Annotated in this window: 9 protein-coding genes; 8 read left to right on the top strand and 1 reads right to left on the bottom strand. The window is 62.4% G+C overall.

Going from position 1 to position 13609, the window contains the following annotated elements:
• The first annotated feature begins 50 nt into the window (after positions 1 to 50).
• Positions 51 to 866 carry a transporter gene (locus R3F00_RS09630; protein ID WP_371281568.1) on the top strand — a complete coding sequence of 272 codons (816 nt, stop codon included), beginning with the start codon at positions 51 to 53 and terminating at the stop codon, positions 864 to 866.
• A 115-nt stretch (positions 867 to 981) separates the two neighbouring features.
• Here R3F00_RS09630 and R3F00_RS09625 read toward each other — a convergent pair whose 3' ends face one another.
• Positions 982 to 2184 carry a CaiB/BaiF CoA transferase family protein gene (locus R3F00_RS09625; RefSeq protein ID WP_371281567.1) on the bottom strand — a complete coding sequence of 401 codons (1203 nt, stop codon included), beginning with the start codon at positions 2182 to 2184 and terminating at the stop codon, positions 982 to 984.
• Between the two features lie 252 nt (positions 2185 to 2436).
• Here R3F00_RS09625 and gabT point away from each other — a divergent pair, with 252 nt between their 5' ends.
• The 7 genes from gabT to R3F00_RS09590 all read left to right on the top strand — a co-directional run bounded on the left by gabT (position 2437) and on the right by R3F00_RS09590 (position 13393).
• Positions 2437 to 3720 carry a 4-aminobutyrate--2-oxoglutarate transaminase gene (gene gabT, locus R3F00_RS09620; protein WP_371281566.1) on the top strand — a complete coding sequence of 428 codons (1284 nt, stop codon included), beginning with the start codon at positions 2437 to 2439 and terminating at the stop codon, positions 3718 to 3720.
• 54 nt (positions 3721 to 3774) lie between these two features.
• A complete protein-coding gene (locus tag R3F00_RS09615) occupies positions 3775 to 5598 on the top strand; it encodes a PLP-dependent aminotransferase family protein (protein WP_371281565.1) in 1824 nt (607 codons plus the stop codon).
• Positions 5599 to 5768: 170 nt separating this feature from the next.
• A complete protein-coding gene (locus R3F00_RS09610; RefSeq protein ID WP_371281564.1) occupies positions 5769 to 6659 on the top strand; it encodes a carbon-nitrogen hydrolase family protein in 891 nt (296 codons plus the stop codon).
• Between the two features lie 54 nt (positions 6660 to 6713).
• Positions 6714 to 9101, top strand: coding sequence for a TonB-dependent receptor (locus R3F00_RS09605; protein ID WP_371281563.1), 2388 nt, complete (start codon positions 6714 to 6716; stop codon positions 9099 to 9101).
• A 25-nt stretch (positions 9102 to 9126) separates the two neighbouring features.
• Complete coding sequence (locus tag R3F00_RS09600; protein WP_371281671.1) at positions 9127 to 10719, top strand: sulfotransferase; 1593 nt, start codon at positions 9127 to 9129, stop codon at positions 10717 to 10719.
• On the top strand, positions 10716 to 11912 hold the full coding sequence (locus R3F00_RS09595; RefSeq protein ID WP_371281562.1) for an MFS transporter: 1197 nt from the start codon (positions 10716 to 10718) through the stop codon (positions 11910 to 11912). Before R3F00_RS09600 ends, R3F00_RS09595 begins: the two co-directional genes overlap by 4 nt.
• Positions 11909 to 13393 (top strand): NAD-dependent succinate-semialdehyde dehydrogenase, encoded by a 1485-nt coding sequence (locus tag R3F00_RS09590; RefSeq protein ID WP_371281561.1) that lies wholly within the window; start codon positions 11909 to 11911, stop codon positions 13391 to 13393. Before R3F00_RS09595 ends, R3F00_RS09590 begins: the two co-directional genes overlap by 4 nt.
• Positions 13394 to 13609 lie beyond the last annotated feature (216 nt).

Below are 13609 nucleotides of genomic sequence, written 5' to 3'. Positions count from 1 at the left end.
TCCAGGACAGCCCCCGCCGTAACCGCGGGGGCTAATCAACGGAGATGAAAATGAAGATCACGGGGCGCTACAGCCTGATTCTCGTCGCCTGCACCAGCCTGCTTGCGTATTCCAGCGGCGCGATGGCGCAGCAATCGGCCGACGAACTGGCCAAGCAGCTGTCCAACCCGATCGCCAGCCTGACCAGCGTTCCCCTGCAGCTGAACTGGGACGACAATGTCGGCCCGGCCGAAGACGGCACCAAGACCACGCTGAACATCCAGCCTGTCATTCCCGTCTCGATCAGCGAAGACTGGAACATGATTTCGCGCACCATCCTGCCGATCATCAGCCAGAACGATATCTTCCCGGGCGCAGGCAGTCAGTTCGGACTCGGCGATACGACCCAGAGCCTGTTCTTCTCGCCCAAGGCGCCTTCTGCCAGCGGCTGGATCTGGGGTGTCGGTCCGGTCCTGTTGATTCCCACCGGCACCGATGACCTGCTCGGAACCGGCAAGTGGGGTGCTGGCCCGACGGCTGTCGTGCTCAAGCAGACCTCCAGTGGCTGGACCTATGGCGCCCTGGTCAACCAGATCTGGTCGTTCGCAGGTGACGATGATCGCGCCGACGTGAACAGCACCTATTTTCAGCCGTTCCTCGCCAAGGGTCTGGGCAAGGGTCGGACGCTCAGCTTCAATTTTGAGTCGACCTACGATTGGGAAACCGACAAGGCGACGGTTCCACTCAATATCGCGTACAGCAAGGTCACGCGCTGGGGCAAGCAACTGGTCAGCCTGCAAGGTGGCGTGCGCTATTACGTGGAACAGCCGCAGAGTGATTCCCAGTGGGGCCTGCGCTTCGTCGTGACGCTGCTTTACCCGAAGTAGCAAGCCCGAAAGAATGCCATCGACATCGGGATGATGTCGGTGGCGGATGTCGCTGGCGTCCTGCCAGCGTCCTGCCGGCAGAAGTGCGTGCTTGCAGTCTGCATCTTCTTACGCGTTACGCGGAAGAACCTGCGGAATCCGAAGCCTCCTGCGCAAGCTCGGCTCTGACTTCTTCGGTGTGCTGCCCCAGGCTTGGCGATGGTTTGTCCAGGTTGAGGCATGCATTGGAAAACCGGATCGGCGTACGTACGCCCGGAACGCGACCTCCCGAACAATCCGGTGCCTCAAGATCCAGCCGCATTCGCCGATGCCGGACCTGCGGATCATCGAATACTTCGCTGAGCGAATTGATCGGACCCGCCGGAATGCCGCGTCGGTCCAGCTCGCCGAGTATGTCGTTCCTGCGATGACACCCGAGCAGCGATGACAGGCGCGCAACCAGGACATCCCGATGGCGGACCCGGTCGGCATTGCGGCGGAAGCGCGAATCGATGGCCAGACCGGGATCTCCCAGCGCTTCGCAAAGTTGCGCGAACTGACTGTCGTTGCCCACCGCCAGCATGATGTGGCCGTCACTGACCGCAAACACCTGGTACGGCACGATGTTCGGATGTGCATTGCCGTGTCGTGTCGGCACGGCGCCGGAGACCAGGTAGTTGAGGTTCTGGTTGGCCAATATCGCAACCATGGTATCGAGCAGCGCGATGTCGACATGCTGGCCGCGACCGGTATGTTCGCGCTGGGCCAGCGCCGCCTGGATCGCGATGACGCCATACAGCCCGGCAAACAGGTCGCCGACCGCGACGCCGGTTTTCTGTGGCAAGCCATCCGCCTCACCAGTCACGGACATGAGCCCACCCATGGCCTGGATCATCGCGTCATAGCCCGCGCGTTGAGCGTAAGGGCCATCCTGGCCAAACCCGGTGACCGAGCAATAGACGAGACGCGGGTTGATCGCATCCAGCGACGCGTGGTCGAGGCGGAACTTCGCGAGCCCGCCAACCTTGAAGTTTTCGATGAACACGTCGGCACCCGATGCAAGCTCGCGCACCAGCGCGATTCCGTTGTCACTGTGCAGGTCGGCAATCACGGAGCGCTTGCCCCGATTGCAGCAATGGAAATACGCCGCTTCGCGTTCGTTGCCGTCGGCATCGTGAACAAACGGCGGTCCCCAGCTCCGGGTGTCGTCGCCGGCGGGTGATTCGACCTTGATCACGTCCGCGCCCAGGTCGGCGAGGGTCTGTCCGATCCAGGGCGCCGCGAGAATGCGGCCCAGTTCGACCACCTTGAGCCCGCTCAGGGGTGCTTGTGCTTGCATCTATGCGCTACCTTGACTGTTGCCGCCATCCTATTGACCCTTGCGCGATAACGCACGCTGCAGCGTTGCCATCGCAAGCAATCCTCTCCTGGATGCTCCTTCGGCCGTGCGCGAACGAGCCCGCTGCAGACTGAACGCTACTTCCGTGATGGGGAGTCGATTCGCTCATCTGGCTCCACGACTTCATAATGTCTGGACCTATGATGCTTTCCTGCGTGACAGCAAGCTGCGCGCAGACAACGGAGTAGTGCCATGACCCAGAACCGAACCCTGCTGCAACGGCGCATCGATGCCGTGCCGCGCGGTGTCGCAACCGCCATGCCGGTTTTTGCCGCGCGCGCCCTGAATTCCGAAGTGTGGGATGTCGACGGTCGCCGCTACATCGATTTCGCAGCGGGCATCGCCGTGCTCAATGTCGGTCACTGTCATCCGCGCGTCGTCGCGGCAGCGCAATCGCAGCTTTCGCAGTTCACGCATACCGCTTTCCAGGTGATGGCGTACGAACCCTACATCGCCGTCGCCGAGCGCCTCAATGCGCTCGCTCCGATTGCCGGTCCGGTCAAGTCGGTTCTGTTTTCAACGGGCGCCGAGGCAGTCGAGAATGCGATCAAGATCGCGCGCAAGGCGACCGGGCGCTCGGCCGTCGTGGCGTTTTCCGGAGGCTTCCACGGCCGCAGTTATATGGCGATGGCGCTGACTGGCAAGACCACACCCTACAAGCGCGGATTCGGACCGCTGCCGAACGAGGTCTATCACCTGCCATTTCCGATCAGCCACGAAGGTATTCACGTTGCGGATTCCCTTGCTGCGCTGAAACGCCTGTTCAAGGCCGATGTCGAGGCCGACGAGATTGCCGCCTTCATCATCGAACCGGTGCAGGGAGAGGGCGGGTTCCACGCCGCGCCCTACGAGCTGCTGGCGGCCTTGCGCGAGATCGCGGACAAGAACGGCATTCTCCTGATAGCCGACGAAGTGCAAACCGGATTCGGGCGTACCGGAAAGATGTTCGGCATCGAGCATTCGGGCATTCAGCCCGACCTGATGACCGTGGCCAAGTCACTCGCCGGAGGCATGCCGCTTTCGGCCGTGATCGGGCGTGCCGACGTGATGGATTCGGTCGAACCGGGCGGACTGGGCGGCACCTATGCGGGATCACCGGCCGCGTGTGCGGCGGCACTGGCCGTACTCGATGTGATGCAGGACGAGAACCTGGTCGCGCGCGCCAACTCGCTGGGTGAAACAGTCGTTGCACGCCTGCATGCGATGGCGGCGCGCAAGGACTTGCGCCCGATCGGACATATCCGTGCGCTTGGCGCGATGATCGGGTTTGATCTGCTTGCCGCGCGCGGCAGCGACGAAGTCGACCCCGAAGCTGCCAATGCGGTCGTGCAGAAAGCGCACGCGCTTGGCCTTGTCTTGCTCGGTTGCGGTTCGCTGCGCGAAGCCATTCGCCTGCTGTTTCCGCTGACGATCCCCGAATCCCAACTGGAGGAAGGGCTGAACTTGCTCGAGCAGGCGCTGGCCATTGCCGACTAAGTCCGGAGCGGACGTGGCGTGTGCCCGCGGCACTGCTATTCTGGACGCGGAATCATGAATTCCCCGACCAGACACCCGTCACGCAGCATGGATGACCTCAACATTGTGCTGGACCCGGCCAGTCCACTGAGCCTGCAGCACCAGCTCCGCCAAAAACTGATCGACGCGATTCATCGTGGCGTTCTGCGTCCGGGCCGGCGCCTGCCTTCGTCGCGCAGTCTGGCCGAACGCATAGGCGTCGCACGCAACACGGTCAGTCTCGCCTATGACGCGTTGATCGCGGAAAACCACCTGGTCAGCCGCGCGCGCAGCGGAATCTTCGTAGCCACCGATGTGCCGAGCGTGCGTATCGCCGTCGGCCAGCGTGGCGGCGGGCTGGAGGGTCCCCTGGCGACCCGCCTGCCGCCCGCGCCCAAGGATGAAGGTTTCCGCTGCCCGGGCAACTGGCACCAATATCCGTTTCCGTTCATCGAAGGATGCGTTGATGCGGCGCTCTTGCCCAATCCCGAATGGCGCGAGGCCTTGCGGCTGGCCTGTTCGAGGCATGAGATCGAAGCATGGAGTCGCAGCACCACCGACATGGATGATGCCGAGCTGATTGAGGAAATCCGCGGCAAGGTGCTGCCGATTCGAGGCATGGACGCAACGCCCGACGAGATCCTGATCACGCTGTCGGCCCGACATGCGTTGCAACTGGTTGGCAGCCTGCTGGTCGGACGCGGCACACCGGTCGTGCTGGAAGCACCGGTCGACGAAGAGTTCGAGCGCCGCATGCGCGATCGCCAGGCGGATCTGTCCATGCTGGACGAATATGTCGATCGGCCGCTGCCGCGCGCGGCCGTCGTCGTCACAAGTGCAAGGCGCAGTTTTCCCTTGAACTCGAGCAGACCGCGCCAGTTGCTGGCCCTTATCAACGCGGCAGACGGTGTGCTGGTCGAGCATGACATGCCCCCGGGTGCCCGCGATGGCAGCCATGTTGCCCCAGCATTGCGCGCCATGGATGCGCAGGGACGCGTCATCTACATCGGGAATCTGTCGCCAGCCGTTTCCTGCGGCGAGTCCCTGGGTGTCGTTGCCAGCGTTCCCGCATTCATCGAGCGCCTGCGCCAGTTGCGTCGAATCCAGGGCACCGCGCCTCCCACCTTGATACAGCGCGGCTGGTCCTATTTCATCGGGCTCGGCCACTACTCGGCGGCCCTGGCCAGAACAGGTCGCGTGCTTGAAGGCAGGCGCATCGCCCTTCGCGATGCGCTCAATCACTATCTGCACCAGCGCGTCAGCATCAAGACACTGCCAGGTGCCAGCGCTTACTGGGTCAGCCTGCCCGAGACGTTCGATACTCGTGATTTCGCGCGCCAGGCTGCCGCCATCGGCGTACTGGTCGAGCCAACCCGGCTCGAAGGAGGGCGCGAGGCCCTGTGCATGGGCATCACCGGTATTGCAGAAGAAAAAATTCGCGACGGTGTCAGGAATCTCTCGCGCCTGATCCGCGGCGACCTGGCCATGGCTCCCCGTCATATCGATGATGAGCCGATTGCACCGCTGCGTGGCGCCGCACTGCGCAGGACCATGGCTGGGGCGACGCTGTTGTACAGCACCGTGTACGGCGATCCCGCCACGCTGGAAATTCGCAGCAATGGAGAAATGGTGGGCATCGCGGGCTATTCCGGCGAAGATTGCGATCGGGGTCGCTGGTGGATCGAAGAGGGGCGCTGGTACCGATGCTGGCAGCGCTGGGCCTACGCCGAAACCTCGAGCTATGCGGTTGTCGTCGATGGCGATCAGTTGCGATGGTACGGCGCCGATGGAATCCTCGCCGACACCGCCGTGATCACGCGTTCCGGGTCGACCGCGCGCAAGCAGGCGCGAAAGCCCTGATGCCACCCGTCGCCTGATTCGAGAATTGCCCACGATCTCCTGAAACCCGGTTCGGCGATGAGGGCTGGCACCAGACAACTGGACCCATACCCAGTCCGCAACTGGCACTAATCGAGCTGCGCACCTCCGGCTAACGTCGTTGCTGTCATCCGCCAGCAACGGAAACTGCCTTGGTCCAGCCCTTTTCAACTGCCATCGCCAACGGTCGTGGTGCCTGCTTCGGCATCGCTGGCTTGCAGACCACCTATTCTTCAGGCGACAACATCGGGAAACTGACCGAAGAAGTGGCCTCGATTGCGCGGCGTTTCCCATGGGTACGCATGGTTGTTGCCGGAGAACTGTGCGGTTTTGGTCCCAACCCCGATTACGCCCAGTGTCTTCCCGGCGATGCCGAAACGCAACTGTGTGAAATCGCGAAGGCCACCGGGCTCTGGCTGATTCCAGGCTCACTCTACGAAAGCCGTGATGGTGCGGTGTTCAACACGACACCGGTGATCGATCCATGCGGACAGGTGATCGGCCGTTACCGCAAGATCTTTCCGTTCCGACCCTACGAACGCGATATCACTCCGGGAAGCGAATTTCTCGTCTTCGACGTCCCCGATGTCGGCCGCTTCGGCCTCTCCATCTGTTATGACATGTGGTTTCCGGAGACCACGCGCTCGCTGGTCAGTCTCGGCGCGGAAGTCATCCTGCATCCGACCATGACCAATACCATCGATCGCGATGTCGAGCTCAGCATCGTGCGTGCCAGTGCCGCGACGAGCCAGTGCTACGTCGTCGACATCAATGTTGCCGGCGGCATGGGTGTCGGCCGATCGCTGATTTGCGGCCCCGGCGGCGAAGTGATCCATCAGGCTGGATCGCAACGGGAAGTCATGCCGTTCGAGGCCGATTTCGGTTATCTGCGCCGCTGCCGTGAGCGCGGCTGGCAGGGACTCGGCCAGCCACTGAAAAGCTTCCGTGACAACCCGGTGGTCTACCCGGCCTATGCCGCAGCCAGGGCGCATTCAGAAGCGCTTTCGCGGCTGGGTCCGCTTGAACTGCCGCAACCCGACTGACCATAGAGCCAGCAACCCGATGCCTCTCGCAACAAGAAAATGGGGAACGCCAACATGACCACGTATCGCAAGAACAACGCACCCACGCCACGCTGTCGTACGCGTCACACGCTGCTGGCCGTGGCCATTGCCTCGGCATTGATGAGCCAGGCCCAGGCGCAGGACGATACCGGCGATTCGACGGAGCTCGCGCCCGTCACCGTCACTGCCCAGGGACGCGAGGAAGATATCCTCAGCGTGCCGTACAACATCAGCGCCATCTCCGGTGAAACGATCGAGGAGTTCCACATTCTCGATACGGCCGAACTGATGCGACTGATTCCCGGCATTGGCGTGGTCGATCGTGGTGCGCGCAATTCCAGTGTCGTCAATGGCATTCGCATCCGCGGCCTGAATGTCGACAGCTCTGCACTTGGCGACTACGCGGTGACCGCCGAGCCGACCGTGGCGACCTATGTCGACAATGTCCCGCTCTACGCCAACTTCCTGCTCTCGGACATCGAGCGAGTCGAGGTGCTGCGCGGTCCGCAGGGCACCTTGTACGGCTCGGGTGCCCTGGGCGGCGCCGTGCGCTTCATCACGCGGGCGCCGCAGCTTGACGCCTTCGGCGGCCAGGTCAGCCTGAGCGGCTCGAGTGTCGATGGCTCGGATGGTATCGGTGGCTCCGGCACGCTGACCCTGAATATTCCGCTTTCGGACACATGGGCGCTGCGCGTCAACGGCATGATCAACGATTTTCCAGGGGCGACCGACTACGTCAACCTCTACGTGCTGGACGAGCAGGGCATCCCGGTCGCGCCCGATGGCGTGCTCTCTGATACTGCTGCCTATCGCAGCGAGAAAGACGCCGATTCCGTCAAGCAGTCCTACGGGCGCGCGTCGCTGTTGTGGAAGCCGAACGACGCGATCGACTTTACCCTGAGCTACATGGCACAGGCCGACCGGTTCGGGGGTCGCCGCGCGTCGACGTATGGCACCGACGGGTATGGCCGTCCATATCAAGATCTCGAAGTGGGTTCGATCCAGGCCGAACCGGCCGCCCGTCACGTCAACCTGACCAGCCTCGAAGCCAACTTCGATCTGGGTTTCGCCACCTTGACCTCAAGTACGGCCGACTACAGCCAGAAGGGCGAAATCACCAGCGAGAACACCGGTTTTTATGCGCAGAACGGGTGGCTCGCCGCGTTCTATTACAACTATCCACGTCCGATGGCCACCGCAGAGCGCGGCTACGGCGACGACGCATTCATCCAGGAATTCCGACTGGTCTCCAACGTTGGCGAAACCTTCGACTGGGTGGCCGGCTTCTTCTACCGCGACCAGGATCGCAACAGCTCGCAGAACAGCTACCTGCGAGGATTCAAGCAGTGGTGGGATGCCGCCTACCCAAGCATTACCGATGCGGTGATCAGCGATCAGGACTACCTGTATCGGCAAAAGGAGAACTTCAAGGAAACCGCCATCTACGGCGAGCTGACCTGGAATGCCAGCGACACGCTGAGCTTCACCGGCGGCTTCCGCTACTTCGATGACGAAGCAAAGACCAATGTCCAGCAGACCACGGGCCTGTACTCGTCCTTCAACGTGAGCTCGGTTTCAGAGGGGACCGAAAAGGATGACGGTACCCTGTTCAAGGGCAATGTCGCCTGGACGTTCTCCCCCGACAACATGTTCTACGGAACGATTTCGGAAGGCTATCGCCGCGGCGGCACCAATGGAGTTCCGACTGACGGCTTCTTCGCCGAAGACCCGGCCTGGTCCATTTACAAGCCGGACTCGGTCACCAACTACGAAATCGGATTCAAGGGCGCGGTCGGCCGCATGACCTACAACGCCAACGTGTTCTATGTCGACTGGCAGGATCCGCAAATCAACAGTGCGACGACGAATTGGGGTTTCTTCGCCGTGGTCAATGCCGAATCGGCTGCGACCAGTGGTATCGAACTCGAAATCGCCGGCAGCGCGGGTGATGGCTTCACCTACGGGCTTGGCTACACCTATACCAACGCCGAGCTGACTTCCGAAGCCGTGGCACCGGACGGCGGCTTTGTCCTGGGTGTGGATGGCGATACCCTGCCAGGCGTGCCGGAGCATCGCTTCAATGCCTCGGCCGGATACGGCTTTCCGTTTGCGTCCGGCCTGCTGACGATCCGTGGCGATGCCTATACCCAATCCTCGACGCAGAATGCGCTGAGCCAGAGTCCGCGCTTCCGCTACACGATGGGCGGCTTCACCATCTTCAATCTTTCGGCCACCTACAGCCGCGACAACTGGGATACGACGCTGTGGCTCAAGAACATTGGCAACGTCGAGGGCATTACCGGCGTCTACACCGAGGAGTACATGGGTACTTCGCCCGAGCAGAACTATTACGGCAACGGGTCCAAGGGATTGATCACGCTACCGCGTACCATCGGCGTGACGGTCGGCTATCGTTTCTGATGGAGGGAGGCATGCTCGCTTGAACATGCCTTTGGGGGAAACCGATCAGGCATTGCGGCAGATCGAAGGGCTGCTCGGACAAGGTGACGGGCCGAATGCGGAGCGTGCGGCTCGATCACTGATGCAAGCGCAGCCCGGCAGCCTGGAGGCGCATGTCCTGCTGGGCCATGCGCAACGCCTGAGCGGAAAGGCCGACGAAGCACTGGCAACGGCGAAGACGGCTGCTGCCATGCAGCCGGACCATCCGGCACCGGCCATGCTGATCGTCGACTTGCTGCACGAGAGCGGCCAGCGTGTCGCCTGCATCGCGGCATTGAAGACCCTGGCTGCACGCACGGGCGACCCACCCGTGCGTCTGCTCCAGGACGTTGCCCAGCGCTTTGCCGTACTCGGACTGCACGCCGAGGCCGAGCAATGCCATGCGCGTGCCCGGCAGTTGCAACCGGGCCATCCGGAATTGATCTACAACCATGCCACCTCGCTTATTGCGCTCGGTCGGCTGGCCGAGGCGGAGGCAGCGCTGGATCAGGTCATTGCGATGCGACCCGAAGACAGTGATGCCTGGTACAACCGCGCCACGCTGCGCAAACAGACGGTCGATCAGAATCATGTCGAGGCGATCGAGTCGCAACTGGCGAAAACGCCGCCTGCTGCGCCCGGTCGCGTGGCACTGGGATATGCCCTGGCCAAGGAGCTTGAAGACCTTGGCGATCCGGTGCGCTCTTTTGCCGCCCTCAAGCAGGGGGCCGACCTGCGCCGGCGCATGCTGAGCTATCGCGTCGAAGAAGACCTCGAAACGATGCAACTGATCGCACAGGCCTTCGATGCGGATTTCTTCGCCCGCGAGCATGCGGGTCATGCCGACGCGCGACCGCTGTTCATCATCGGCCTGCCGCGCAGTGGCACGACTCTGGTCGACCGCATCCTCAGTTCGCACACTGACGTGACCAGTCGCGGCGAGGTCAGCGACCTGGCCATGGCCCTGGTCAAGGGTGCAGGCAAGGTTTCCGGCAAGGCTGAAATGGTCAGGCGCTCGACGACTCTGGATTTCAGGATGCTCGGTGGGCGCTATTGCGCACATCTTCCCGAAGGCGAAGCGGTCCGCTATCTGGACAAGACGCCGGTCAACTTTCTCTACCTCGGCCTGATTGCCGCAGCCCTGCCGAATGCGCGCGTGATCCATCTTCGGCGCAATCCGATGGATGTCTGCTATGCCATGTACAAGACCCTGTTTCGCATGGCCTACCCGTTCTCCTACGATCTGGGCGACCTGGCTCGCTACTGGATCGGTTATGACCGCCTCATGCGACACTGGCGCGCAGTGTTTCCGGCAAGCCGTCTGCTTGAAATCGACTACGAAGATCTCGTAGCCAATCAGGAACAGCGCAGTCGCGAACTGGTCGCGTTCGCCGGCCTGTCGTGGCAGGACGCCTGCCTTTCGTTCGAGAAAAACCCGCAACCCTCACTGACTGCAAGCGCGGCACAGGTGCGTCAGCCGATGTACCGCAGTTCGGTCGGGCTGTGGCGACGCCACGAGAACGAACTGGCTCCCTTGCGGGACTTGCTCATCGAGGCCGGCATTGAAATCGAATCACATCCCACAGGACATCCGCAGTGAGCGAAGCAGCAGCTGAATCGATGGCGCCCGCGGACGCAACGAAACTCTCCGACAGTCTCTGGCTGTACCTGTTGTTTGCCTTGCTGGCGACGGCAGGATTCTTCTACATCAACATCATGTCGGCGATCGTCGATGGTCTGATCACCGGGCTTGGCTTCAGCAATGCCGAGGCCGGCATGGTCGGTTCGGCCAATATCTACGGTGCGAGCATCGGCAGCCTGACCGCCGTGTTTATCGTGCGCCGTGTCGAGTGGAAACCTGCGCTCGGCATCCTGTTCGCGTTACTGATGGCGATCGATCTGGGCTCGGTGCTGATCGGCGATCCGCTCTTGCTGACTATCGTGCGTGCAGGACACGGATTCATCGGTGGCATGTCGGTCGGCATCGTCTATTCGGTGATGGCGCGCCTGAACTCCCCGGATCGTGCCTTTGGCATGCTGCTCGTGCTGCAGTTCGGACTCGGCGGGCTCGGCGTGATGTTCCTGCCGCTGCTGGTGCCGACTTACGGCACGCAGATTCTGTTCTATGTGCTGGCCGGCTTGACCGCGCTGGCACTGCTCTCGATGCTGGCGATCCCGGAAAATCTCGGCAAGAACCGCAGCAAGGCAGAGCTGGCGGCGATTCCGGCCAGCTATCGAAAACTGACCGTCGTCCTCGCCTTGCTTGCGCTGTTCCTGTTCCAGGCCGGAAACATGTCACTGGCCGCCTTCATCATCCGTCTCGGTGAAAGTGCCGCGCTGTCGCGCGACTTCATCGGCCAGGCCCTGGGCTGGGCCACCTGGATTGGCGCTGCCGGCGCCGGGCTGGTCATCTTCATGGGTACGCGCTTTGGCCGCATGCGTCCGTTGATCGCTGCATTCCTGCTGACCCTGGCCGGCACCGCAGGTTTCTTCTGGAGCGAGTACAACTGGGTCTTCCTGATCGCCAATGTTGGAACGGCGATCACCTGGTCGTTCGTCGTGCCCTATCTGTTCGGCATGGTTTCGCGACTGGACCTCAGTGGAAGACTGGCCACCCTGGGCGGCTTCGTCTCGAAGTGCGGCCTGGCCACGGGGCCGCTCGCGGGTGGTTTGCTGTTGGGTGATGGCAACTTCGACCTGTTGATCGGGTTCGGCATTCTGGTCCTGGCGCTTTCCTCGATTGCAGCCGTCTTCGCAACCATACAAGTTGATCAGCTGGAGAAAGTTGCGTGACCTCCGAAAACAATCCATGCGCCAATCTCGGGCTTTCCGATCCGGGACTGCTGCGCACGCAATGCCTGATCGCCGGCGAATGGCGTGGGGCCGTGAACGAGGCACGTTGCGAAGTCGGCAATCCCGCCAATGGCGAATTGCTCGGCACCGTGCCCGATTTCGGCGCGGACGAAACCAGTGAAGCGATTGCTGCCGCAAGCGCGGCGTTTCCTGCGTGGGCGAAGAAGACGGCGAAGGAGCGGGGCCAGGTCCTGCGCCGGATGTACGAGCTGATGCTCACGCACCAGGAGGATCTCGCCCGCATCCTGACTGCCGAGCAAGGCAAGCCGCTGGCCGAAGCCCGCGGGGAGATTGTGTACGCGGCAAGCTTTCTCGAATGGTTTGGCGAGGAAGCCAAGCGCATGTATGGCGACGTCATACCGGGGCACGCGCCCGACAAGCGCATCATGGTGCTGCGCCAGCCGGTTGGCGTGGTCGCCATGATCACGCCGTGGAACTTTCCTTCGGCCATGCTTGCGCGCAAGATCGGCCCGGCACTCGCCGCGGGTTGCACCGTGGTCTGCAAGCCGGCCCTGCAAACTCCGTATTCGGCTCTAGCCTATGGAGTGATCGCCGAACGTGCGGGCCTGCCACCGGGCGTGCTGAATATCGTTACCGGTAGCCGCTCTTCGGCGATTGGCGGCGCCATGACTTCGCATGCCGCCGTGCGCAAACTCAGCTTCACCGGTTCGACCGGAGTCGGCAAGAAGCTGATGGTGCAGTGCGCCGAGGGCATGAAACGGGTCTCGCTGGAGCTCGGCGGCAATGCGCCGTTCATCGTGTTCGACGATGCCGACCTGGATGCCGCCGTTGAAGGTGCCATCGCCAGCAAGTACCGCAATACCGGCCAGACCTGCGTCTGCGCGAATCGCCTGTTCGTACAGGACGGTATCTACGATGCCTTTGCCGCCCGGCTCGCCGAGGCCGTGAAGGAACTGCGCGTTGGCAACGGTTTGCAGGGCCAGACCGACCAGGGACCGCTGATCGACAGCAACGCATTGGCCAAGGTCGAGGAGCATGTCGCCGATGCGGTGGCCAAGGGTGCGAAGGTCCTCAGCGGCGGTCGGCGCCATGCTCTGGGCGGAACCTTCTACGAGCCTACCCTGCTCGCCGATGTCGATGCCTCCATGCTGATCGCGAGCGAGGAAACTTTCGGCCCGGTGGCCCCGCTGTTCCGCTTCGGGAGCGAAGAAGAAGTCATTGCGATGGCCAACAACACCGAGTTCGGTCTGGCCGGCTATTTCTACACGCGCGACCTGGCCCGCAGCTGGCGCGTGGCCGAGGCGCTCGAATGCGGCATCGTCGGCATCAACACCGGAATCATCTCGACCGAGCTCGCCCCCTTTGGTGGAGTCAAGCAGTCCGGCACCGGTCGCGAAGGTTCGAAGTATGGCCTGAACGACTACACGGAACTCAAGTACATCGGCATCGGCGGCATCTGAGATGACGATGGCCCAGTCAGCGAACCGCCGCAGAAGAGTGAAAGCACACCATGGCGGGTCTGCCTTTTTGCGCCCTCTCCCCCCGGGAGTGGGCCGGGGAGAGGGTACGCCCCCCCCGCGCCACCCCCCCTCCTGTCCGCGAAGTTTCTTTCAAAAGCGCACTGACATGAATAGACCCATCCTTTCCCTGCTACTCCTGGTCTCGTTGGCAACGCC

It is taken from the genome of Dokdonella sp., assembly GCF_041395345.1.
In the GTDB taxonomy this organism is placed as follows: Bacteria; Pseudomonadota; Gammaproteobacteria; order Xanthomonadales; family Rhodanobacteraceae; genus Dokdonella.
This window is presented reverse-complemented; position numbering and strand designations above follow the sequence as displayed.

Excerpts from the sequence above, each read along its gene's own strand:
- R3F00_RS09630 (WP_371281568.1), top strand. The coding sequence starts at position 51 with ATGAAGATCACGGGGCGCTACAGCCTGATTCTCGTCGCCTGCACCAGC.
- R3F00_RS09625 (WP_371281567.1), bottom strand. The coding sequence starts at position 2,184 with ATGCAAGCACAAGCACCCCTGAGCGGGCTCAAGGTGGTCGAACTGGGC.
- gabT (WP_371281566.1), top strand. The coding sequence starts at position 2,437 with ATGACCCAGAACCGAACCCTGCTGCAACGGCGCATCGATGCCGTGCCG.
- R3F00_RS09615 (WP_371281565.1), top strand. The coding sequence starts at position 3,775 with ATGAATTCCCCGACCAGACACCCGTCACGCAGCATGGATGACCTCAAC.
- R3F00_RS09605 (WP_371281563.1), top strand. The coding sequence starts at position 6,714 with ATGACCACGTATCGCAAGAACAACGCACCCACGCCACGCTGTCGTACG.
- R3F00_RS09600 (WP_371281671.1), top strand. The coding sequence starts at position 9,127 with ATGCCTTTGGGGGAAACCGATCAGGCATTGCGGCAGATCGAAGGGCTG.